Annotated in this window: 22 protein-coding genes; 7 read left to right on the top strand and 15 right to left on the bottom strand. The window is 46.2% G+C overall.

The genetic code is table 11. The annotated features are described in order from the left end of the window. Positions 1-65 precede the first annotated feature (65 nt). From ACOGW3_RS12885 to ACOGW3_RS12875, 3 genes are all read right to left on the bottom strand, one after another. Positions 66-563, bottom strand: coding sequence for a CarD family transcriptional regulator (locus tag ACOGW3_RS12885; RefSeq protein WP_419903344.1), 498 nt, complete (start codon positions 561-563; stop codon positions 66-68). A gap of 477 nt (positions 564-1,040) precedes the next feature. Then, positions 1,041-1,382: a ferredoxin FdxA gene (gene fdxA / locus ACOGW3_RS12880; RefSeq protein WP_419903343.1), complete on the bottom strand. Its 342-nt coding sequence runs from the start codon at positions 1,380-1,382 to the stop codon at positions 1,041-1,043. Positions 1,383-1,462: 80 nt separating this feature from the next. After that, positions 1,463-1,894 (bottom strand): TerB family tellurite resistance protein, encoded by a 432-nt coding sequence (locus tag ACOGW3_RS12875; protein WP_419903342.1) that lies wholly within the window; start codon positions 1,892-1,894, stop codon positions 1,463-1,465. A 148-nt stretch (positions 1,895-2,042) separates the two neighbouring features. On the opposite strand from ACOGW3_RS12875, the gene ACOGW3_RS12870 reads away from it, so the two are divergent. Then, the gene (locus tag ACOGW3_RS12870; RefSeq protein ID WP_419903341.1) at positions 2,043-2,711 is read left to right on the top strand and encodes a DUF938 domain-containing protein; all 669 of its coding nucleotides are present in this window, start codon (positions 2,043-2,045) and stop codon (positions 2,709-2,711) included. Positions 2,712-2,727: 16 nt separating this feature from the next. Here the strand turns inward: ACOGW3_RS12870 and ACOGW3_RS12865 are convergent, their stop codons facing one another. The 3 genes from ACOGW3_RS12865 to ACOGW3_RS12855 are packed head-to-tail and all read right to left on the bottom strand — an operon-like array spanning position 2,728 to position 6,561. After that, positions 2,728-3,336, bottom strand: a complete 609-nt coding sequence (locus tag ACOGW3_RS12865; protein WP_419903340.1) for a hypothetical protein — start codon at positions 3,334-3,336, stop codon at positions 2,728-2,730. Positions 3,337-3,375: 39 nt separating this feature from the next. Next, positions 3,376-3,768, bottom strand: a complete 393-nt coding sequence (locus ACOGW3_RS12860) for an RNA-binding S4 domain-containing protein (RefSeq protein ID WP_419903339.1) — start codon at positions 3,766-3,768, stop codon at positions 3,376-3,378. Positions 3,769-3,780: 12 nt separating this feature from the next. Continuing rightward, a complete protein-coding gene (locus ACOGW3_RS12855) occupies positions 3,781-6,561 on the bottom strand; it encodes a helicase-related protein (RefSeq protein ID WP_419903338.1) in 2,781 nt (926 codons plus the stop codon). Between the two features lie 233 nt (positions 6,562-6,794). On the opposite strand from ACOGW3_RS12855, the gene ACOGW3_RS12850 reads away from it, so the two are divergent. Both ACOGW3_RS12850 and ACOGW3_RS12845 read left to right on the top strand, forming a co-directional pair. Further along, positions 6,795-7,151 carry a copper resistance CopC family protein gene (locus tag ACOGW3_RS12850; protein WP_419903337.1) on the top strand — a complete coding sequence of 119 codons (357 nt, stop codon included), beginning with the start codon at positions 6,795-6,797 and terminating at the stop codon, positions 7,149-7,151. A gap of 9 nt (positions 7,152-7,160) precedes the next feature. Next, on the top strand, positions 7,161-8,060 hold the full coding sequence (locus ACOGW3_RS12845; protein ID WP_419903336.1) for a copper resistance D family protein: 900 nt from the start codon (positions 7,161-7,163) through the stop codon (positions 8,058-8,060). A gap of 2 nt (positions 8,061-8,062) precedes the next feature. On the opposite strand, the gene ACOGW3_RS12840 is transcribed toward ACOGW3_RS12845, so the two are convergent. After that, a complete protein-coding gene (locus ACOGW3_RS12840) occupies positions 8,063-8,674 on the bottom strand; it encodes a hypothetical protein (RefSeq protein ID WP_419903335.1) in 612 nt (203 codons plus the stop codon). A gap of 254 nt (positions 8,675-8,928) precedes the next feature. Here ACOGW3_RS12840 and htpG point away from each other — a divergent pair, with 254 nt between their 5' ends. Continuing rightward, on the top strand, positions 8,929-10,830 hold the full coding sequence (gene htpG / locus ACOGW3_RS12835) for a molecular chaperone HtpG (protein WP_419903334.1): 1,902 nt from the start codon (positions 8,929-8,931) through the stop codon (positions 10,828-10,830). 100 nt (positions 10,831-10,930) lie between these two features. Here the strand turns inward: htpG and ACOGW3_RS12830 are convergent, their stop codons facing one another. The 4 genes from ACOGW3_RS12830 to acnA form a co-directional block, all read right to left on the bottom strand. Beyond that, positions 10,931-11,773: a DUF1223 domain-containing protein gene (locus ACOGW3_RS12830; protein ID WP_419903333.1), complete on the bottom strand. Its 843-nt coding sequence runs from the start codon at positions 11,771-11,773 to the stop codon at positions 10,931-10,933. Positions 11,774-11,868: 95 nt separating this feature from the next. After that, positions 11,869-12,225, bottom strand: coding sequence for a YciI family protein (locus ACOGW3_RS12825; protein ID WP_419903332.1), 357 nt, complete (start codon positions 12,223-12,225; stop codon positions 11,869-11,871). A 112-nt stretch (positions 12,226-12,337) separates the two neighbouring features. Beyond that, positions 12,338-13,588 (bottom strand): RNA polymerase sigma factor, encoded by a 1,251-nt coding sequence (locus tag ACOGW3_RS12820; protein ID WP_419903331.1) that lies wholly within the window; start codon positions 13,586-13,588, stop codon positions 12,338-12,340. Positions 13,589-13,745: 157 nt separating this feature from the next. Continuing rightward, positions 13,746-16,475 (bottom strand): aconitate hydratase AcnA, encoded by a 2,730-nt coding sequence (acnA, locus tag ACOGW3_RS12815; protein WP_419903330.1) that lies wholly within the window; start codon positions 16,473-16,475, stop codon positions 13,746-13,748. Positions 16,476-16,719: 244 nt separating this feature from the next. Between acnA and ACOGW3_RS12810 the strand changes: the two genes are divergently transcribed. The 3 genes from ACOGW3_RS12810 (at position 16,720) to ACOGW3_RS12800 (ending at position 20,012) form a co-directional block, all read left to right on the top strand. Beyond that, complete coding sequence (locus tag ACOGW3_RS12810; protein WP_419903329.1) at positions 16,720-17,244, top strand: c-type cytochrome; 525 nt, start codon at positions 16,720-16,722, stop codon at positions 17,242-17,244. 78 nt (positions 17,245-17,322) lie between these two features. After that, complete coding sequence (gene hemN, locus ACOGW3_RS12805) at positions 17,323-18,672, top strand: oxygen-independent coproporphyrinogen III oxidase (protein WP_419903328.1); 1,350 nt, start codon at positions 17,323-17,325, stop codon at positions 18,670-18,672. 152 nt (positions 18,673-18,824) lie between these two features. Next, positions 18,825-20,012, top strand: coding sequence for an NnrS family protein (locus ACOGW3_RS12800; protein ID WP_419903327.1), 1,188 nt, complete (start codon positions 18,825-18,827; stop codon positions 20,010-20,012). Positions 20,013-20,040: 28 nt separating this feature from the next. Here ACOGW3_RS12800 and ACOGW3_RS12795 read toward each other — a convergent pair whose 3' ends face one another. The 4 genes from ACOGW3_RS12795 to ACOGW3_RS12780 form a co-directional block, all read right to left on the bottom strand. Then, on the bottom strand, positions 20,041-21,234 hold the full coding sequence (locus tag ACOGW3_RS12795) for a glycosyltransferase family 87 protein (protein WP_419903326.1): 1,194 nt from the start codon (positions 21,232-21,234) through the stop codon (positions 20,041-20,043). A gap of 200 nt (positions 21,235-21,434) precedes the next feature. Next, positions 21,435-21,728, bottom strand: coding sequence for a hypothetical protein (locus ACOGW3_RS12790; protein WP_419903325.1), 294 nt, complete (start codon positions 21,726-21,728; stop codon positions 21,435-21,437). 282 nt (positions 21,729-22,010) lie between these two features. Then, positions 22,011-22,229, bottom strand: coding sequence for a hypothetical protein (locus ACOGW3_RS12785; protein ID WP_419903324.1), 219 nt, complete (start codon positions 22,227-22,229; stop codon positions 22,011-22,013). 308 nt (positions 22,230-22,537) lie between these two features. Continuing rightward, positions 22,538-23,845, bottom strand: coding sequence for an aspartate aminotransferase family protein (locus ACOGW3_RS12780; RefSeq protein ID WP_419903323.1), 1,308 nt, complete (start codon positions 23,843-23,845; stop codon positions 22,538-22,540). Positions 23,846-23,891 lie beyond the last annotated feature (46 nt).

Below are 23,891 nucleotides of genomic sequence, written 5' to 3'. Positions count from 1 at the left end.
AAGCGAAGAAGAATCAAGCGCGGCTCCGCGTAAACGGAGCCGCGCTTTACATGTTCTCCGGAAAACTAGGCTGCTGCAAGCATTTCTTCTAGTTTTACCGCAGCAGAATCTTCATCAATATCTTCAACGGCAGCAAATTCACGAGCCAAACGCTCAAGAGCTGCTTGGTACATTTGACGTTCACTGAATGATTGTTCAGGCTGTTCTGGACCACGGTGAAGGTCACGAACCACTTCCGCGATCATCACAGGATCACCTGAGTTAATTTTCAATTCGTATTCCTGTGCTCGACGGCTCCACATTGTCCGCTTTGCACGTGAACGACCCTTTAAAGTTGTAAGGGCATCTTCCATAAGTTTACGGCTGGACAATTTACGCAGGCCAGAGCTTTCTGCACGTGCCATTGGGACACGTAAAGTCATCCTGTCTTGTTCAAAGGTCACAATAAGTAATTCAAGAGTAACACCAGAAATTTCCTGGGTTTCAATGCCTTGAACACGCCCTACACCATGTGTTGGATAGACCACGTAATCACCAGCACTGTATTCTATCTGCTTACCCATAGGATCTTGTCTCTCCGTTTTAACCACCTGACATCACAGGCTGTATATTCATATAGTCACATTTAAGGATTTACCAACCCACCAAATGCAGCATTAAGTGTATGCGGCAGAAAATATACCAAAACACGCACAGACAAGACCTCCCCACTCAATTAAAAAAAAATTGGCGGGGGTAAATCTATCCATAAATGTGAAACTAACTCTGTGAGAGTGTTCTTATCGCACCCATCACCTTCTCAGCATCCGTCTGTCACGATATTCTTATACAGGAAATTTAACAAAATTTCAATATTCACGTAGAGCATGTCTGCTGCGCGAAAACAGCATAGATATTTTAGGGATTATTTCTCATATCCTTTCGTGACATTGCCCGAACTTTACTCAAACACATGATAAATATGACTTAATAGCCATAAAGTTAAGCACACTATAGATGAGCACCCCTACCTTTTGTCTGGCAAAGGTGCTCAACCAACGTTACCCGTCGGTATCGCCAGGTTTCTCACTGAAATGTTTTTCCAGCTTATCAGGAACACCATTCCATTCATCTGCATCATCCGGCTTCACACCCAACTGAGTGATATTAGGCCAAATGTCTGCCCACTTTTTGTTGAGCTCCATCACGGCCTCTGACGCAGGGTCAGTATCGGGTAATATCGCTTCAGCGGGACATTCAGGCTCACACACACCGCAATCAATACATTCATCCGGATGAATGACGAGCATGTTTTCACCTTCATAGAAACAATCTACCGGGCAAACTTCCACGCAATCCATGTATTTGCATTTAATGCAATTTTCCAGGACGACATATGTCATCGTCTAATCTCCATTTGGCTCCTGACCAATACTCGGGATCATTGATCCCAACTCTGGTTCCCAGAATTATTGCACAGGGCCTAACCTGTCAGGCCTAAACGAGCAAGTGCTTTTTTCCTAGCAGTACCGTTATCGTGATCAGAAACGTAGAGCAATCCGGCAATACGTCGCATCAAGCTGCCTTCGTAATGGTGCAGTTCACCGTCGGCGTAAACCACTTCCCACATCATTTCCATGAAATCTAATCGTTCTTCAGGGCTATAACTATTTTTAATAACACGCGTAAAACCAAAAAGCTGACTGGATTCTCCTGATTTTTCTTCCGCGAGCGCAAGAAGTTCCTGGCTATCATCAGAACTTAAGCCAAGCCGACTTTCAATCAACTCAATGATTTTTGTCCGTTCTTCAGAACCAAAATCTTCATCCATGCGCGCGGCTTCAACCATCAATGCAGCTGCAGCTACCTTTTTATCACTGTGACTAACCAGTGCCCCTTCAGGCTGCTTGGTCAACTCTCCTAATAACTCTTTAATACGGCCGAACAAGGTCTTACCTCACGCTTATTTGCTAAAATCTGTAAACTTGATGATTTCGTGATCACGTTTCATACTTAACTTAATGTCACTTCCGCCCGCAAACAACTCCACAAACTTAAACATTATGTCATCAGATAAAACTTCAAGCCCCGTCCAACACAAAACAGACAAGAGGCGATTTTCTCCTTCTGCGGAAAGAAATCGTGATTTCATATATAAGGTTCTTAAAAAATTCCTTCCAAATAAGGGGATTTTACTTGAAATCGCCAGTGGGACAGGAGATCACGCAGCTTGGATAGGACCTAAAATAGCCCCCGTAAAGTGGCAGACGACTGAATATAACAAAGACTTATTTCCGAGTATTTGCGCTCATATTGCCCATACAGAATCTAGCAACATACTCAACCCTGTATATGTTGACGTCATTCAAAATAATTGGAGCTTCGAGACCAAAACCCAGGATAAGCTAATTAACAACGTAGATGTGATCACTTGTATCAACATGATTCACATCTCGCCCTGGGAAGCAACGCTCGGCTTATTATCAGGAGCAGCGGACATTCTTAAAAAAGATGGCGTTCTTTATCTCTACGGCCCCTTTTTTCAAGATAGTGTAGAAACAGCGCCCAGTAATAGTCAGTTTGATTATTCTCTCCGCCAACAAAATGACTCCTGGGGAATAAGAGACCTCAACACAGTTGAAGAAGTTGCCAAATCCAACGGCCTCACCCTTGAGGAGGTCATCCAAATGCCAGCTAATAATCTATCCGTCATATTTAGAAAATCTGCTTAACCAAGGATCTAAATAATCATTCCTGATCAGAAATCCAGCTTGTCAGAAGGTCGAGAAAGAATGCTCGTCTTTCAAGATCCGGTTTGCTCAGGGTAAGTAAAAGTTGCTCTTTTTGCTCCACCACAGATGAACAAACAGGATATCTAGTGAGCAAAGGTCCTGCTAAGACCGTGTCGCCGCTACCAGCCCAAGAACTGTTTATCTTAAATCCATAACACGCCATAGCATCCGGCCATGTTGCATCAAGCAAGTATCGGTCTACATTACCGTTTTTAGAACTCAGGCTGAGCTGAACTATATTATGGAAGTCGGGAACATCTCCATTTTCGAGCAATTCCAAAAGGTGGGGTGACATCGTGGAGTGTGACGGTATGTATTTATTGAAATGGGTAAAAATATTGAGCACATCCGCGTTGTAATTCGCAGCCTGCAATAAATCACGAAGTAAAACGTGTTTTCCAGAACAGGTTCCTAGATTGCGCTCGTATACCTGCTGCGGGTCTCTCTGTCCGACACCGCCATAAGGTATTTGCCTGACGTGATGATATATACCGATATGGCTCGAATCTTCTAGCTTGGATAAAACTTCATGTAAAAACTCACGATAAGCAGCTTTCTGTTTCACATCTGCTTTAGATCCGGACTCAAATTTATCGAAAATTGATCAATCTCCCCGGAGCTTATCCGTATCCCTGCGTTCCTTTTTTGTAGGACGCCCGGACCCCAGGTCCCTGACACCACCATCCCCACTGTCGACATTTGAGCTAGAAGCAGTTTTTTCTATTGGAGCCAGGTCTTCATAGAGCTGTTGTGCTTCAGAGGCTGGACCTCGACGAGAGCCCAGGCCAAGTATACGGATCACCCGGATATTTGGCCCCTGGGTGAATGTCAGGACATCATCGACCTTAACAACATGGCTCGATTTACGGACAGTCGCGCCCCCAACCCGGACGCGACCACCATTACAGACAGCACTTGCAAGCGTTCGCGTTTTAAAAAATCGCGCGTACCAAAGCCACTTATCAATGCGCAGAGTTTCTTTACTTTCTGCAGCCATCAATCGTAACCCTTAACGTTTGAAGGACATATCCTGAAGAACAGCAAAGGGAGAATCAGCCATACGTGCCTTTTCAGCCTCAACCTGCTTTTTCCGTGCTTCTTTTTTCTTCGGATCCTGTTTTCTTGGGGCCCGCTGACTAAATGCCGTAATTCCACCTTTTAGGCGATTTGGATGGAAACGAAGCGACTTCAACACAAATGAGATTGCCTGATCATCCAAGCCAGATACCTTACGCATCTCATCATTGATGGCAAAAGATCCCGCAGGTAACTGAGGCGTGCTCTCTTCTTTGGATGCCTCAGATGGTGATGCCTCAGCGGACTTTGTTTCTGCTTCAACAGCGGCAGCTTTATCGACACCAGAATCCGTACTGCCTGCATTTGTATTCGTAGCCTCAGAAACAACAGTATCTTCAACAACAGGCGCTTCGACCGAAGGCGTCTCTATTTCTGTTACTTTAGCAGTATCAGTAGCTGATTTCTTGGCGGGCTTCTCTTCCCCACTGTCTTTACTCAGGCGAAGTAGTTTATAGGCTTCGTGCGATACCCGCTCCAAGGCGTCTGCACGCAACACCAGCTCCCTGCCTTTCCGGTCAGAAAGGTGACGATAACCAACCGATGCACAGAATCCATCCGTTTGCGAAGCCACCGGCTGAAAGCTACTTTCTTCGAATTCCGGCATGACAGGAACGTCAACTTCGTTCCAAGCAGCCCATAAAAGGGCCCGGATGCGGCTAGGACGGGGTCGATTTAGATTCGGCAAGAAAACACTCTCGCGGCCAAGACGTAGCCCCAAGTCAGCCAGAGCTTTACGATCTGTTTTGCTAAGACCGTTGATCTGATCGCGTAAGAGATAGCGTGGCACGAGGCCGAGACCCTCGAGGACCTGAAATGCGATCCCCCGGGCAGTGCCTTCCAGCGTCGCATCCGAAAGATAAAACAACGGCTTCAGCTGCGCACGCAGATGGCGCTCTAGCCATGCAACAAGACGTAAGCGAATCTTTTCGCGCATCCCACTATCAATGAACTCGGTAGAGTACACATCAACAGCAGGGCTCAGGGGCACATCACCTTTGATCAGCTTCCCAATAGGAACCCCGCGCCAAGTCAGCTCACCCGTATCATTGAGCAAGAACGAACCATCATTATCTTCTTCGAGAACGGTTACCCGTGTTGGCATCTCGCTCAACAAGGTTTTACGCGCTGCTGTCAGGGCAGGCTTAATATCTGTTCCCTGTAAACTTTCATCCAGTACAAAGGAGAACCCAATGATACGCCCAAGGTGTTCACCCTCGACAATCACATCACCATTTGCTTTTACCGCCGACACTATATTTTCTCCCGCCTGGAGGCTTCGTACTAATTTTGCTGCACGTCTATCAACAAAACGTTGAGTAAGACGATCATGTAATGCGTCTGATAACCGATCTTCTATCGCACGACTTACGCCTTGCCAATGCTCATTATCTTCAATCCAGTCCGCCCTATGGCTTATATAGGTCCAAGTTCTGATATGAGATATGCGGGATACCAAGGTATCGATATCACCATCTGTACGATCGATTCTTCTGATTTGAGCTGCAACCCAGTCTTCGGGCAACAGCCTACGGTTGCTTATCAAATAATGATACATCTGAGAAAGCAACCGAATATGTTGATCTGTTAGGATTTTTCTGAAATCTGGCACCTGACAAACCTCCCAAAGCAACTTAACCGTTGCTTTGGATGTCGCGCTGTCTTGTACCGTCGCCTCTTGGGCCAACGCCCTTAGCGCCTGATGATCTTCAGCATCTCTTATCTTCATCAAGATTTTTTCTTCAGAACGGCGTTCCAAAGACTTTAGAAGAGTTTCTGGCGTTCCATAGTCCAAGTCACCGTTGCGCCAATAGAGCATGCGAAGAGATTCGTATTCGTGGTTTTCAACGCGAGCTATTAAATCTTCGTCGAGAGGACCAACATTATTGGTCGTGCCAAAAGTGCCGTCACTTGTATGGCGCCCAGCCCGGCCTGCAATCTGACCTACCTCTGCCGGATACAGATATCGGGATATTCTACCGTCAAATTTTTCCATGCGGGAAAAAGCGACGTGATTAACATTGAGGTTCAACCCCATCCCAATCGCATCCGTGGCGACCAGATAATCCACATCCCCGTTTTCAAAAAGTTCGACCTGTGCATTCCGGGTTCTGGGGCTAAGTGAGCCAAGAACCACGGCGGTCCCGCCACGGTGCCGGCGCAGAGTTTCAGCAAGGCTATAAACATCCGCCGCAGAAAAGGCCACAACGGCCGATCTCGGCGGCAAACGGATAATCTTCTTGCTGCCAGAGAATGAAAGGTTAGAGAATCTAGGGCGCTCTACAAACTCAATGCCTTTTATGAGTTTCTTCAAAATTGGTTCGATGGTGGTTGAGCCCATAAACATGGTCTCGGACGTGCCACGTGCATTGAGCAACCGATCCGTAAAGATGTGGCCGCGCTCTTCATCCGCTGCCAACTGGATCTCATCAACCGCGAGGAATTCTACAAGCCGATCCACCGGCATGGATTCAACAGTACAGAAAAAATACCTTGCCCCTTTGGGCAGAATTTTTTCTTCACCTGTCACGAGCGCGCACTTGGCCGCGCCTTTGATAGCAACAGCCTTGTCATAATTTTCACGGGCAAGAAGACGAAGCGGGAAGCCAATCATACCGGAGCTGTATGCCAACATACGCTCCATCGCCAAATAGGTTTTCCCAGTATTGGTGGGACCTAGAACAGCGGTAATTCTGTCTGATGTTAAAAGGCTCATCTATCCCTCCGAACCAAGGGATGCTGTAACAACCGCAATAGAAAAATCCGAACTGAAATTCATAAATCAATGCATAATTCTATACACAGAAATCGCTGTTATGGAAAATTAAATTCTGCGTCGTGATAATAAGATTTGAGCACTAAGTAATGCGTACCAAATTAGATGTATTGCCTCTCTTGACCTTCCTCCTAGGGGAAGGATTAAAATTCCCCGGCAATATGGAGAAGAGTATGTTTAATAAAACCCTGATCATCGTAACATTTCTGATCGCCGCGGCAGTACCAACACTTAGTTTTGGTCATGCCAAAGTCTTGAAAACGTCACCGGCAAATGAAGCCGTATTACAAACATCTCCAGAGAAAATTACACTTACTTTTCCAGAGGCTTTAAAAGTTACATCCTTTAAGCTTGAAAATGAGAACGGTGACGAAGTATCCGTCGAAGGCGGGAAAAGTCTTACTCCGACCAAAGAGATCAATGCAACACCGCCTGAACTTCATAAAGGGACTTATAACGTAAAATGGAGAGGATTGTCTTCGGATGGCCATCCGATCAAAGGTCACTTCAACTTTACCATAGCACCTTAAGCAGTATTCATGCATTTCGACACTATTGAGCTGGTACTGACACTGATTAAGGCCAGCCTTTACGCCGCCAGCCTTTTTGCCTGTGGCTCAATTTTATTCAGCCATCTCTATAAATCAGATATTTCAATTGTTGAGGAAGAACTCTACCAGCACATCAGAAAACTCTGCACAATTGGAGTTGTCCTCGTCTTAGTCCATCTCTGTGTAAACATCATCTGGCTTTCAGGGGGCGAGTTCGAAGCCTTGTTAGATCCAGACATGATTGATCTGGTACTTTTCTCGGCCAGCGGAAAGCTTCAAATCTTACTCAGCCTGGGCTTTGCCATTATTTTTATCGCCACAAAAGTTCGAAACTGGATCTTTAGCCTACTCGGTATTCTCACCGTTCTCGGACTTTATATTCTCAGTGGCCATACCGGAGCATACGAGCCGGTATTCTTGCTCAAACCCCTCATTCTCATCCACCTTCTTATCGCCAGCTTCTGGGCCGGGAGCTTCGTTCCACTGCTTATTTTGATGAAAGAACACGACGAACTTGCAGCACCCACCCTTGAACATTTTGGCAAAACGGCAGCCTGGGCGATCCCAGTCCTATTAATTTCCGGGCTGACGATGTCCTGGTTTATTGCCGGCGGATACCACGGCCTTACGGAAACGAGATACGGCTGGATGTTATTGGGAAAACTCGCAATCGTCGTACTGGTTCTCGGGCTCGCAGGTATTAATAAATTTAGACTTGTGCCTAATCTGAGCAAGATTGGTCATGGAGATAATTTTCATCAGATCGCAATTAAAAAACTGCGCCGGTCAATCAAACTTGAAATCACATTGGTTTTGATCGTTTTACTCGCCACCGCTATTTTCACGACCCTGATATCACCAGCCGAGCTTGGTCACAGAATAAGTTAGACTTATTCAACGACGATCGGCCCATCCCTGGCCGGGTCCCAACCTGATGACCAGGCATCATAGGGAACCACATGCGGTTTCACACCACTGCTTTCGAACCACGAATCAATGGCAAAGTTTTCACCTGACACGTTATCAACAACAGCCGCAGAAGTATGGGGCCAGCCGCCAATAAAGAAACCGCGGGTCACCTGAGAGCGTAACCTGTGATGTTTCAATAAACCCAAGTCCTGAAGAAAAATCAGCGTTGTCGTGGTATTGGCAGCCTCGTCCTCACAATCAAGCTGCCCTGACTGGCCATATCCGGCAAAGGTACCACCGACATCATTTTCAGTCCCGGCTTTGGCTGCGTTGATACGCTCCATATAAGCGACAGCATTCGCCATCGCGGCCCGTTCTTCTTGTGCAGAAGCTACGGCTCCAAAAGCAGATATCAAACCGGTTTTTTCAACTTCATTGAGGGATAAGTTCTCTTTCTTCAGGCAACCATATCCATGACAGTATTGAAAAGAGCTCAGGGTAGGTTCGGTTAGCCCTTTGCGTTCAAAAATCATATTGGGCGAGGAATTAGGTCCCGCAGCACAAGCAGTCAATAAGGTGGCTGTACCTACCAATAACGGGACTCGAATTGAGCTTAACATACGTCACTTAATTTCGCGCATAGATTGCATTGCATAATCGTTACTTATACTTGATTTGTTACAGAAATGGCAAAACTCTGCAACCCTCTTCAGAAAACTGACGGCAATGGAATCCGAGATAACTTGAAAAAATAACGATCTTACGCCATATCTCTCTATGCATTGATGGATATTCATCATCTGCACGACAACATCAATTTGAAAAGTTAAAGGTGGACATAAAAATCATGTCTGAGGAAAAGCTATCCTTTCAGGCCGAGGTCTCTCGCCTTTTGGACATCGTTGCCCATTCTCTCTATTCCAACAAAGAAATTTTCTTACGGGAACTGATTTCAAACGCATCCGATGCCTGTGACAAACTCCGTTATCTCGCCGTTACCGATGGCGATTTGATGAAAGATGATCCCGATTTTCGGATTGATCTTGAAATCGATAAAGACGGAAAAACTCTGACCATTAGCGATAATGGCGTGGGCATGAACCGTCAGGAGCTAATCGACAATCTCGGTACGATTGCCCGTTCTGGCACAGACGCTTTCATGGCCCAGATGGAGAATAACAAGGACGGTAGTAACCTTATCGGCCAATTTGGGGTTGGTTTTTATTCTGCCTATATGGTTTCAGATAAAATTTCAGTGACCAGTCGCCGTGCTGGTGAAGATCAAGGCTGGAAGTGGGTATCCGATGGCAAGGGAACCTTTACCGTTAGCGAAGTTGACAAAGATACACGCGGCACCAGCATTGAGCTTCATCTAAAAGAAGAACAGAAAGAGTTTGGCGAAGAGCTGCGTCTGCGCACCATCATCAAAACCTATTCTGATCACATCCCGATTCCAATCCGGTTCAAAAAGGCTGCTTCAGAAAGTGAAGACGGTACAATTGAAAATGTGGAAGAATGGGAAACACTGAATTCTGCTTCTGCCATCTGGACCCGAAGCAAATCTGACGTATCAGATGAACAGTACAAAGAATTCTATCACCACGTCGCTCACGCTTATGACGATCCGTGGCTGCGTGAACACTTCCGCGTCGAAGGCGTCTTGGAATATTCCGGATTACTTTTCATCCCTGGCAGCAAGCCTTTTGATCTCTTCCATCCTGATCGCAAACACGGCGTAAAGCTTTATGTTCGCCGCGTCTTTATCACTGATGATTGCCAGGAACTTGTTCCCGCTTACATGCGCTTCCTCAAAGGTGTGATTGATTCCGAAGATCTTCCGCTCAACATCAGCCGGGAAATGCTGCAGGACAATCCGATGCTTCGCAAAATTCGCGGCGGCATTGTCAAACGTGTCCTAGGTCTGCTGGATAAAAAAGCTGAGAATGAGCCTGAAGAATACATCAAGTTTTGGGAAAACTTCGGCCCCGTTCTCAAAGAAGGCCTATACGAAGATCTGTCCCAGAAAGATCCGATTCTCAAGCTCTGTCGCTTCCGTTCCGTCAATAACGATGGCTGGATAAGTCTGGCGGATTACATTGCAAACATGAAAGAGGGCCAGGAGCACATCTATTACATTTCTGGTGAAGATGAAAAAGCGCTCCGCAGAAGTCCTCAGGTCGAAGGCTTTAAAGCCAAGGGCGTTGACGTCCTTATTCTCAACGATTCAGTCGATGAATTTTGGGTTACTTCTATCAACGAATTCGAAGGTAAAAGCTTCAAATCCGTTACACGTGGTGGTGCCGATCTCGGTAAAATCGACAGTTCTGAAGCTGAAGACGAAAAGTCTGAGGACAAAGAAGACGATAAAGCGGAACTCGGTGCCTTACTTGGTTATATGAAGCTAACGCTCGAAAACGAAGTTAAAGATATTAGAAGCTCAGAACGTCTGACTGATTCTGCCGTGTGTCTGGTTGCTGATGAGGGCGACATGGACATCCACCTGGAGCGTATTCTTCGCAGCCACAATCAGGTTGACCAAGACAGTAAACGCGTTCTCGAGATCAACCCCAAGCACGATTTGGTCAAACGTCTTTCTGATCTTATCAAACAGGATGGGGCCGCTTCTGATCTCGAAGACATTGCCTGGCTACTACTCGATCAAGCGAGAATTCTCGAAGGGCAAATGCCTTCTGATGTAACCACCTTCGCCCAACGTATGTCACGGGTGATGGGCAAGGGCCTTTCTTAAGCTTCGACCCTGAAGCTCGTTTAGTCTATGTAAAAAAGGTGATGCGTTTTGCATCACCTTTTTTTGTACAAAAAATATTCTTGAGCACAAATAATTCAATTCAAGATTTATCTTGAATTGCTGCCCCGAGCACCGCTCCACCAAGGCCATTTTGAAGGATAAGGGCGTACCCATCACCAGGCGTGATACCAAGTTCTTTAAAGTCAAAAGACAAAGAAGCATCAACACCATTCCAAAGTGCGGCCTGTTCGAACTCACGAACCACGTGTTTATTCACCATAAACAAACCTTGGTTTTCACCACGTTGAATTTCTGTTTCATGTTTCTCATCAAAAACGGCGACCCAAAGCGTTGCAGTTCCCCCAAGCGGCAAAGCACCACTAAAATCTATTGTCGGCGCATTTTCTACATCGCCTGAGATCTCCATTGTCACGGCTTTGCCAGCTTTTGCAGCCTCTTCAATTTCGACAAGAACTTCCCCTCGGCGAGAGCCCACTAGTTCTCGACGTCCATCGATAACTATCTGGGGTGTATAGACATAACGAAGAGCCAATTCCTTACCATAAGCACGTTGTCTTGTGGTTGATGCCGCACTTGAGAAGGGGTCTTTCCAGCCAATATAATCCCAATAGTCAACATGATAAGACAGAGCAATAACACCGGGTTGATCGGCCAATTCACTCAACAGCTCATCCGCTGGCGGGCAAGAACTACACCCTTGAGAAGTGAAAAGTTCTAGCACAACTGGGGCCGTTTTTGACAAGCCGGCCAGCTCTGCAGCTCCAGCGACAAGCTGGCCTTGCGCCAGCCTTTTCTCTGCGGCCTCGACAACTTCAGAAGCAGGACCACTTATTGCCATGTAAGCCCAGCCAGATGAAAGGCCGAGAATGACAGCTGCAATCTTCACGACAGGAAGTCGGAGGAATTTAAAAAATTTTCTCATAGCTAGAGACTATTCCTCCTCCTTCAAAATCTCCAGTCACGTCGCCTTCAAGTTTGCGCGAGCAAAGTAATCATGGGTTATCCAGTTACCCAAAATTACATTTTCATATCATCCTGACTGGTTCCTGACAGTTGAGCGAGCTTGATTACACCATCCCCCATACACTCTCGAAGTTCCCGAGCCCATTCAATCGCCTCTTCTTTGGTATCGGTACGAATAACAGTAAAACCCGGTATCAACTCTTTTCCCTCGACGAATGGACCGTCAGAAATTGAAATCTCCCCTTTGCTCAATTCAATCTGAGTAACCTTCTGGGGCAATTTACCCGTGGAAACAATGGTATCGGATTCAAAGGATTTCTCCATGAACTTCCCAAGTTTCGCCATACCCTCCGGGGTTGGTGGGTTCATACGTTTACCTTCAATCATCGTGAAATAAACAAAAAACTGCATTCAAATTTCTCCTTCATATGTGATGAACAATTATCTCAACAAAGCGCATCAAGCTTCAGTTCATCTGCATATAGTCGAATGGGAACGCCCAATGGGGACACTGGTAGGACAATTATTTTGAAATATTTTTCACCTGCTGTCTTAAATATTTTCTTTCAGGCTCACTGGAAACGAATTCGATAGACCGCTCATAGGCGATAATGGCCTCTTCTTTTAGCCCTAATCTTTTTAAAAATTCTGCCTTAAGGGAATAGAGAATATAAAAGCGCGACAGCTTCGGGTCCTGTTCTAAACTTTGTATTATATCCAAAGCAGCTTGTGGCCCCTCCATCATACCGACTGCCGCTGCCCTGTTTAGCTCTATGACAGGGGACGGGTTAATCGATAAAAGCATATCATAGTATCCGATGATCAGATCCCATTGAGTATTTTCTACTGAATCTGACACGGCATGAACCGATGCTATTGCCGCCTGCAGCCCGTAGCTTCCCATACGCCCTGACATCATTGCCTGATGAAGGAGCTCTAGGCCCTCATTGATAAGCTCTTGATTCCAAAGAGCGCGATCCTGATCTTCGAGGGGAATGATATCCCCTTGTGGGCTTAGCCGCGCTTTTTTTCGCGATTCCTGAATAAGAAGAAGCGCCAGCAATCCACAACTTTCAGAGTCAGGCAAAAGGCCAACCAATTGCCGACAAAGATGTATTGCCTCAAGGGTCAGCTCTTTTTGCTTTAGCTCACTTTCGCCAGGGGAATACCCCTCATTAAAGATCAGATAAATGACATTCCTTACGGCATCCAGACGCTGATGTAAGCGATCCCCCCTTGGCATTTCAAAAAGAACATCCTCTTTCCTGAAAACTCTTTTTGCACGTGTAATTCGTTTCTTGATATTTTCGTCAGAAGTAAGAAAGGCACGGGCAATCTCTTTAACCGAAAGGCCACATAATTCACGCAGGGAAAGGGCTATGCGCGATTCAAGAGATACTTGAGGATGACAACAGTAAAAGATTAGTCGCAGCACATCGTCGTCAACAGAACTCTTTTCCAGATACTGCTCTTCGATCTTCTCTAGAGTGATTTCTGGTGTGATTTCTGGAACAACTAAGCCCAAACCATCCGACAGAAGCTCTTTGCCCCTCTTGGCTCTACGAATAACATCAATCGCCCTGAACTTACCCGCAGACACCAGCCAGGAGTATGCGTTTTCTGGCACGCCTTCATCTGGCCATTTTGACAACGCGAGGAGAACTGCTTCCTGCAAAGCCTCTTCAGCCAAATCAAGATCGCCAAGAATCCGCATCAAGCTGGCTAACACGCGGCTAGATTCCGTCTTGAAGATCTGTTCAATTTCTTGTGTCATTTGCACCTGAATAAAGTCAGAACCCGGATATAAAACGGTCAGATGTACTTTAAGGGAATTTCATAAGGATTAGAAAGCTGGAAAGGGATCGTTCTTACTCCCAAAACAAAAAAGGCAGCCCAGACGGGCTGCCTTTTCGCAATCGTGAAGTTCAGCTTTATGCAGCGTCGTTCATAAGGTTACGTAGGACGTAGTGCAAGATACCACCGTGACGGAAGTACTCTACTTCGTCTGCAGTATCGATACGGCACATCAGTTTAATTTCTTCAACTGATCCGTCTGGACGACTGATACGACAATCCACGTCCATTCCAGGAGTAATCCCGTTCTCAATACCAGAGATATCAATGGTCTCATCACCCGTAATCCCCAGAGATTCGCGTGTGGCACCATCTTTGAGAACAAGAGGTAGAACACCCATGAACACGAGGTTTGATCTGTGAATACGCTCAAAGCTCTCAACGATAACAGCTTTAACGCCGAGAAGACGGGTTCCCTTAGCAGCCCAGTCACGAGAAGACCCCATGCCGTACTCTTTACCGCCGAAAACGACCAATGGTGTTCCGTCGTCTACGTACTTCATCGCAGCGTCATAGACCGGCATCACTTCCCCTTTGTATTTGGAGAGGCCACCCTCGGTGCCTGGAACCATTTCGTTTTTGATACGAATATTGGCAAAGGTGCCGCGCATCATGACTTCGTGGTTTCCACGACGTGAGCCGTAAGAGTTAAAGTCAACAGGACGAACCTGGTGACCCGTAAGATATTCACCACCTGGGCTATCAGCTTTAATCGCACCAGCAGGTGAGATATGGTCAGTGGTAATGTTATCAGCGAGAACGAGCAGAGGCCGCGCTCCTGAAACATCACTAAGCTCACCGGCTTCTTTGCTCATTCCCTGGAAGAACGGCGGGTACTGAACATACGTACTCTGGTCATTCCAATCATATGTCAAACCAGTCGCAGTCTCAATTTTGCGCCACTCTTCTGGGCCTTCGAACACGTTTTCATAACGTTCTTTGAACATCTGAGGTGTCACGGCAAAACCGGAGATTTCTTCGATTTCATGTGAAGAAGGCCAGATATCTTTAAGATAAACGTCCTGCCCATCTTTACCCTGACCAATAGGATCGTTCAGAAGATCGATCGTCACGTTACCCGCAAGAGCATAAGCAACAACAAGTGGAGGTGAAGCCAGATAGTTGAGACGTGTCTGTGGGCTCACACGTCCTTCAAAGTTACGATTTCCAGAGAGAACCGCTGCAACCTGAAGCTCTTCGTTATCAATTGCCGCAATATGTTCATCTGAAAGCGGTCCTGAGTTACCGATACAAGTGGTACAACCGTAACCCACGAGATCAAAACCAAGCGTATTAAGGTGATCTTGAAGACCTGCTTTTTCGAGATAATCAGTTACAACCTGTGAGCCAGGTGCCAAAGATGTTTTCACCCAAGGCTTAACCTGGAGACCAAGTTCAACAGCTTTTTTCGCAACCAAACCAGCACCGATAAGAACGGAAGGGTTCGACGTGTTGGTACAGCTGGTTATCGCTGCAATCATCACATCACCGTGGTTTAGATCATAATCCTTGCCTTCAACCGCAGCACTTGCACCCGCCTTATCGCCAACAGCTTCTTTAATAAGCTCGACAGATTTAGGAGCAAGATTACTGAGAGAAATACGGTCCTGAGGACGTTTAGGACCAGCAAGGCTTGGCTCAACAGTGGAGAGATCAAGCTCGAGTGAAGAAGTAAATACGGGATCAGGCGTATCGGTATCACGCCACATGCCCTGTGCTTTAGCATAGGCTTCTACAAGCGCTACACGGTCAGCATCACGGCTGGTAAAGGTTAAATAGCGAATAGTTTCGGCGTCGATTGGGAAGAAGCCACATGTCGCACCATATTCTGGAGCCATGTTGGCGATTGTCGCTTGGTCAGCAAGGGTAAGGTTATCCAAACCAGCGCCAAAGAACTCTACAAATTTACCAACAACACCATGTGCACGAAGGATTTCAGTAATGGTTAGAACCAAATCCGTCGCGGTTGTGCCTTCTTTCATCTTACCTGTCAGCTTCATACCGACAACTTCCGGGATCACCATGGAAACTGGTTGACCCAACATTGCCGCTTCAGCTTCGATACCACCAACACCCCAACCAAGAACGGAAAGACCGTTTACCATGGTTGTGTGTGAATCCGTACCGACAAGTGTATCTGGATAGGCAGTAGTTACGCCGTCTTCTTCCTTGGTCCAGACAACCTGTGCCAAGTTTTCAACGTTCACCTGGTGACAGATGCCGGTTCCAGGAGGAACAACACGGAAGTTATCAAAGGCCGTCTGTCCCCAGCGCAAGAAAGAATAACGTTCGCCATTGCGTTCGAACTCTAGATCAACGTTCTTCTGGAAAGAATCTGGACCACCGTAGGAATCGACCATTACAGAGTGATCAATCACGAGATCAACAGGCGAAAGTGGATTAATCTTTTTGGGATCACCACCCATTTCAACCATGGCTTCACGCATTGCCGCGAGATCAACAACAGCTGGAACGCCTGTGAAATCCTGCATAAGAACACGTGCGGGACGATAGGCAATTTCGCTGTCAGACTTACGGTCTTTCAACCAGCCAGCCATCGCTTTGATATCGTCAACCTTAACGCTGCGGTCATCTTCATAACGCAAAAGGTTTTCCAAAAGTACTTTTAAGGAAAACGGTAAACGCGAAATATCGCCAAGCGTTTTAGAGGCTTCTTCCAGACTGTAATAGTCGTAAGTTTTGCCATTCGCGGTGAGCTGGCGGCGGGTATTCAATGTATCCTTACCAAGAGCCAATTTAGTCTCCTTTGACTGGTATGCTTCTCTCCAGATGGATCCTTCCCGCATAAAGCAAAAATCTTTGTCGATTTCAGCGGCGTTTGGACCTTCTCATCTCTCTAATTCTTGGGCTTAAAATACCCTTTTAATAAGAAAAATCAATATATGCTGCATTGCAAAAATAAGATTCATTAAACATTAGAATTAGCAATCACTTATTTTAGTATTCGTATTTACTTCTTGAGCTTCCTCCTACTGGAAGAGTTATGGTCTCGCCAATAAGTAGCTTAACACTCAAGTAGGTAAGAACGATATGGCACAGACAAAATGGGCCCGGAAATCAGTGTTGACCGGACTCCTCATAACAGGAGTCGCAACCTTAGCTGCAACTTACTTTATAATTGATTACAATGGATCAAATGTCGAGAAAGAGAGCCGTAATAATTCCGAATTAACCTTTCCCGATCCAGATCCTGGCAATGAACAGCTTGTCGCACTGGGCCGACAACTTTACGCCCATGAGTGCGCTTCTTGTCACGGTGCAAATTTGGAAGGTGAACCCAATTGGCGCTCACCTCTTCAGGACGGTGGATTACCTGCACCTCCCCACGACGAGAGCGGCCATACATGGCATCACCCTGATGGTGTTCTACTTCAAATAACGAAACATGGTGGTGCTTCGGTTGCCCCTGAGGGTTTTATCAGTCGGATGCCTGCTTTTGGTGAAAGTTTGAGTAACGAAGAAATATCCGCAACACTCGCCTTTATTAAAAGCCAATGGCCACAAGAAATTCGCATGCGGCAACAATTAATTACGACAAAGGCTGATCAAAATTAGGCAAATATGCGTCTCTGAATCTGACCTCACTTGACATAAATCAAGGCCCTGACTGTTTCACTCGGGTATTCAGGGATTATGAAAACAGAGACTATACAAAAATATGACAAAGGGGTTCCTCGTTATACGAGCTATCCTACTGCGCACCTTTTCAAGCCAGGCTTCACACAAGAACTGTATTGTGACTGGTTAAAAGCCGTACCCGAAGATATGCCTTTGTCGCTTTATTCGCATATACCTTATTGCGATAGTCTCTGTTGGTTCTGTGGATGTCACACCAAAATCACCCAGAAATATAAACCAATTCACGAGTATCTCGGCTCACTTCGAAAAGAAATCGCCATGACAGCCGATGTCATGGGGAGAGGTCGCCCCGTCAGCCATATGCATTTTGGTGGCGGAAGCCCAACCATTCTCATACCGGATGATGTGCGTGACCTATTCAAGACTTTCAACGAAGCCTTTAACTTTACCAGTGATGCGGAAATCGCGGTAGAAATTGATCCGAGAGATATGAGCCAAAAGGCCATTCAAGCCTGGGCGGAAGGCGGTGTTAACAGAGCAAGTCTTGGTGTTCAGGACGTTCAGGAAAAAGTTCAACGCGCGATCAATCGTATTCAAACAATCGAGCAAACTTCTCAGGTTGCCAATTGGCTTCATGAGAGCGGCGTCCATGGTATCAATATGGACCTTATGTATGGCCTGCCCTATCAAACCGTTGAATCCGTGCTGGAGACCATACACCGGGTAATGGAAATGGCCCCGGAAAGAATCGCTCTTTTTGGTTACGCCCACATCCCAACACTAAAACCGCACCAGAGACTCTTACCCGAAGAAATACTCCCTGATTTCAACGAGAGGTTTGAGCAACAAGAAGCTGCTGCAGAACTTCTGGGCACTTACGGTTTTGTTCGTATAGGCCTTGATCACTTCGCCAAGCAAGACGATCCCATGGCCATAGCCTTCAAAAATGGAAACCTGCGTAGAAATTTCCAGGGCTATACTACTGACAAGGCCGAAGCCATGATCGGGTTTGGCGCTTCTTCTATCGGCTCCCTACCCAATGGGCACGTCCAGAACATTGTTCCCATCCGGAACTATCGCGCAGCCATAGAAAGTGGCAAATTTGCAGTGGCAAAATCAATCCCTTTCCAAGGGCAAGATAAGCTGCGCGCCGCCATCATTGAGCAACTTATGTGTTATCACGAAGTAGATCTCAATGTGATTTGCAAGGAATACGGCGCGACGCTCGGTGATTTTGAATACGAACTCGAAGCCATAAAGCCCTTCGCCAAGGATGAGATCGCCACCCATGAGAACGGGGTGATTACAATACCTTACGAGGCCAGAGCACTGGTCAGGGCAGTATGTGCGCTCTTCGATCAATATCACGGAAAACGCGAACTGGTTTATTCACAAGCCGTATAACACCTGATCTAATTAGGTATGTCTGCCGCCAAAGGGAGACATACCTTTGATCCATTTTTAAACTGCGCTTTACTGACGCATTACCATTAAGATGCAATTTATATATATCTTAATGGTAATTGAGACGAAGAACATATCACAAGGAAGCAACAATGAGTTCGGATATTCCCGCTTTCTGGCGCGCAGGATTCAGGCCCTTTTTCTTATCTGGTGCCTTTTATGCCCTGCTGGTGCTATGCCTGTGGATCCTCAGCCTCACGGGATATCTTGAATACAATAGCTATATTGCTCCCTCACTCATCCATGGCCACGAGATGTTATACGGTTTTGGCGTTGCCGCCATTGCTGGTTTTATTCTCACGGCCATGCCGAACTGGACCAACACCCCTCCGCTTTCGGGCCTTCCCCTTGCCGGTCTCTATTCGCTTTGGCTGCTTGGGCGTATATCACTTTGGGCTGGCACATCCCTTCCCTTTGTCTTGCTTGCTGCAATTGACCTTCTCTTCCTTCCGGCTCTTGCCCTCATGACAGCGCGCGTTCTCTATAAAGCCGGGAATAAAAAAAACCTCATGCTGCCAGGTATATTCATGGTCCTGGCTCTCGGTAACCTGGCTTTTTACCTGTCCGAAATGTCTGTTATTGAGGTTTCATCACGGACTATTCTCGAAGCGGCCATTTCAATTTTAATTTTGCTGATCACAATAATCGGGGGGCGGATTGTTCCCGCCTTCACCAGAAACGCCTTACATCGACAAGGGATTATGGTTGAGGTATCTGCACCAGCCAAACTGAGTATGGCCTGCATCATCGGAACTTTTCTTATGGTACTGGGCGATTTGTTCGTATCGGCCAACTCACCCGAAGTCTTTGCCGGGTTTTGCCTCTTGCTTGCTTTAATCCACCTTGTCCGACTTTATTACTGGAAGGGGTGGCTGACGCTAAATGATCCATTGTTGTGGTCAATGCATATCGGATATCTCTGTATTCCAGCTGGCCTCCTTCTAAAATCATATGGCCTATATGAGTATGGATACTTTTGGGAAGGAGCCTTACACGCTCTAACCACAGGAGCCATCGCCACGATGGTATTGGTTGTTATGATCAGGGCTGGACTGGGGCATTCAGGAAGCCCCCTACAAACGAGGCCTCTGCTTACATCAGCCCTCATCGCCATCACACTTGCAGCAATTTTCCGGGTCGCACAAAGTGTTTATGAAGGGCCGTTATCCATCCCGATTCTCCACACGTCTGGACTGCTGTGGACCATTGCATTCGGGTTCTATGTTATTCATTTTCTTCCCATAATGCTTAAACCACGATTGGATGGAAAGCCGGGCTAACAAACGTCCCGGCCCATTATGAAAGACCTTAAAGCTCTTCTGTCTTCAACAAACGAAGTTCCGTAAAGCCACGCAGTACGGCCACGACAAATAGGGCGAGAATAACGGGGAACCCGATTTGGACATGCAGGTTCTGCCCAATCCCAGCCAAGAATAGCGGGGCAACAAAAGCAATAATCAATACGATCTTTTGCCATAAGGCGCCGCCCTTTTTGGCAATATCTGTGGCAAGGATCGCAATTGGGATCGCGAGGAATGTCATTTCATAATCAAAAACGTAGGGGAGAATTAAAAGGATCGCAGGAACGAGCGCAGCAAAGGACAACTTAGTTGGACCACAACGATACCAAAGCCTTAACAACACACCAACCACGGCCGCTGCGATAAGCCAATGGACAGCATAAGAAAGGGCTTCCGATGCACCCAACATCCTTAGCGTAATATAGGCGCTTGGCATCTTTTCCCAATGTAGTAATCCCCGCCCCATGACATCATTTACCAAAGCAGCATTTTCAAAAAATGTACCCCACAAATCGAGACCAAAGGCTGCAATCGAAAGCCCAACAAAAAGTACTGTTGTAACCGTTGCAGAAAGAAATACCTGCCACTGCCTACTTGCAATTAAAATCAATGGGATAAGCAAACCGAGTTGGGGTTTGAAAGCCAGCAGGCCAATGAATATACCTGCCAAAATTGGTCGGGGGCGCCAAAAGAGAAAAGCGCAGGCAAGAAGCCCCGTACTCAGCATTGAATTTTGCCCATGGGTAATCGATAAAAATGTCCCTGGGTAGGCAACAATCAATAAAATGGCATAGGGTTGTTCTAAAAATTTCCGCACTGATGCAGCATATAAAACCAGGCTTCCACCGATAAATAAAAGATAGGAAACCAGGTAGGGAACACTTGCCAATAAGGCAGCCAGCAGCATGAAGGTTGGCGGATAATGCCACAAAAATAACGAGTCACTGCCGGGAACTGCAATGCGCTGTGCTTCAAAAATCAGCTCTCGAACAAATGCAGCTTCCGGACGCCCCTCCAGGGCCAGATGCCCTGCAGACCAAAAAGTAATAAAATCGTTTCCAATTGGTTTACCCTGAAGGTCAACCAGGTTACTGGACGGAGAAATCAACCAATAGATTCTGACAAGGCAAATCCCAAGGATTCCCAATGCATATAAACGCAATCGGCTTGCCTCAAAAATTGCAGGTGTATCTCTGGACATCTATAGGCTCTCAGACAGAAACAATAAAAGAAGCGATCACCGCCCCCAAAACTGCTGAAGAGTTTATATTACCAAAACAAAATCAATACTTAACGCACAGATAAAAATAAAAAAGACTCTTAATTGTTCCCATATTATTCCCATGCCCCAACCAATTTTGGAAACCAGACCAAAAGAAGTCGAACCAATACCTACATCACCTAGCTTTTATTTGCAGGCGTAGAAATTCCATTTTGACTATCCATTGAAAGGTCGAGAAGAGAATCACCTTGAGGTTTCTCTACAGTTTTTTTTGACCAATCTGAACGGCGGCGTACAAGTTCAGCAGCACCGACATTTTTTTCTCCCATCAGAGGGTTCTGTAAGCGCACATAAGTTACACCATCCACATGAGACTTATAAACGTCTGTAACCACCCAGTCCTGTAGGAATCGTGTTCGCTTGGAATAAACCTCTCCGACAACAGGTAATTTGTCAGTGTTGCTTTCTTTCATAAAATTCGCCTCTGATTTCAATAAATAAAATATTAAGTTGATCAGAAATTATGGAGTCACGAAGACCACATCAAGGCTCGCTAAAGGCACTACGTTGCTTAACATTTTTTTATCACCTGCCTGACACAAAACCGCCCCGACAAACAGTAGATACAAGATAGCCTCCCCATAATCAGAGGAGGAATGTTTAGGTATAAAAATTGGACATTTATGGGGTATCGACAAAAATAAAACCCGCAGCATAACTACGGGTTTATTCATACATCTCTTATATAGAAGAGCTTAACTTTGAGCAGGGGTTTTACGTAACCAATCGGACCCACGCCTCGTCAACTCAACAGCACTGACAGACTTATCGCCAATATCCTTATTCCGGAGTCGGGTGTATTGAATACCGTCGATTGTCGATTTATAGACCTCAACAACGACCCAATCCTGATAAGAAGCGTGCCTTTTAGAAAAAATATCACCAATCTCAGGCATGCGTTCTGACTCTTTCATTAATCACTCTCGATATAGCTCTCAGGACCTCTAGCGATTTGATACTCCGAGGACCGCTTTCAATCAATCTATTAGATCATATTTGTCTAAAAAAATAGCAATCAATCTTCCGAAATCATCAAAAACTCTAAAATTGTGTGAAAAAGGGTTAACAATCTTTGCGCTCAATCAGGCAAATAATCTATCCGGCGCGATTGCTAATGCACCCACGCCTCCCTTCAAGCTATTAAGAGTATTTCTTTAAATACCTCCTTTTATTATCGAGATCGGCTGCATAAGCACAAAAACTCACACAGCCGAGCTATACCCTAAATTATTTCTCTGACGCTTTTCAAACTATCTTCGAACCGTGTGAGAAACTCATCACAAATGGCGCGATCATGAGCTACAGACAGGTACAGCTTGGTTCCCATTGGGTTCAAGAAAACACCTCTTTTGAACAATTCAAGCATCATCGCACGGCCCTTCTTTTTATTTCCCTGAGCTGAAGAGCGGTAATTGAAAACGGGTTGGTCCGTGAAGACGATCTGCGCCAAAGGCCCATCCCCGATCACCTGGGCAACCTCTCCAGCGTCGTCGACAATTTTCCGTAAACCGTTACGCAAATACTCTCCCAATTCATAGAGGTTCTCGTACACTCCCTCTTGCCGATAAACAGATAACGCAGCATTGGCCGCACAGGTCGATATTGGATTCCCCCCCAAGGTCGAAGCCATCCAGACATAATTATCCTGGCCGATATAATGCTCGCTCACATGATCCATAATATCGGCACGCCCCCCGAATGCGCCAATAGGATAACCGCCGCCCAAGGCTTTACCATAGGCAACCAAATCCGGGATTACCCCGTACTTTTCCTGCGCGCCTCCATAAGCAAGCCGGAACCCTGTGACAACTTCATCAAAGATAAGCGGAATGCCATAGCTGTCACAAAGAGCACGCACGCCATCAAGAAAGCCGGGAATGGGCGGCGTACAACGCTGTAAGGGCTCCATAAGAACTCCGGCAATATCGTCTTTATTTTCGGCAATGATCTCGGCGGTTTTCTCCAATTCGTTATAAGGCGCCACGAGCAAATTCTCTCGTGCCATCGGCGTTCCTGCTGAGGTCAGCTCCGGTGTTGGAAATTCCAGGTTTTGACTTGGAAACAATGAAGTAACACCAGCTTCGTTCGCCCCGTGATAAGCCCCTTCAAATTTCAATATTTTTGTCTTGCCTGTGAAGGCCCTTGCAAGCCGTTGACAGTACATCGTTGCCTCGGTCCCAGAAGCACAAAAACGCAAACGGTCAACGGCCGGAGAAACTCGTTGAATTTCTTCACCAAGGGCTAAAGCATGGGTATTGAGATAAGAGAAGTTTGATCCTTTTTCCGCCTGTTTGGTTACAGCTTCGACGACCTCTTCTCTGGCGTGCCCCACGAGACACGACCCCCAACCAATAGAAAAATCGAGATATTCTTTACCCTCCGTATCCCAAAGGCGTGCGCCCTTACCCCTGTCTAAGGCAATAAGAGTTTCAGGAGGAAAACCAAATTCTCCGTTTGAAATGCCCGCAGTAAATACACTCAAAGCCCTTTTCTGGACTTGATTTACAGCTTCACTACTTGTCTTTGTCATATTGATTTCCCTCTCTTAAACATCATGTCACCAAGGTACGATAATC

It is taken from the genome of Kiloniella sp. (genome assembly GCF_965205715.1).
GTDB lineage: Bacteria > Pseudomonadota > Alphaproteobacteria > Kiloniellales > Kiloniellaceae > Kiloniella.
The sequence above is the reverse complement of the archived record's forward strand: the minus strand, read 5'-3'. Positions and strand labels throughout refer to the sequence as shown.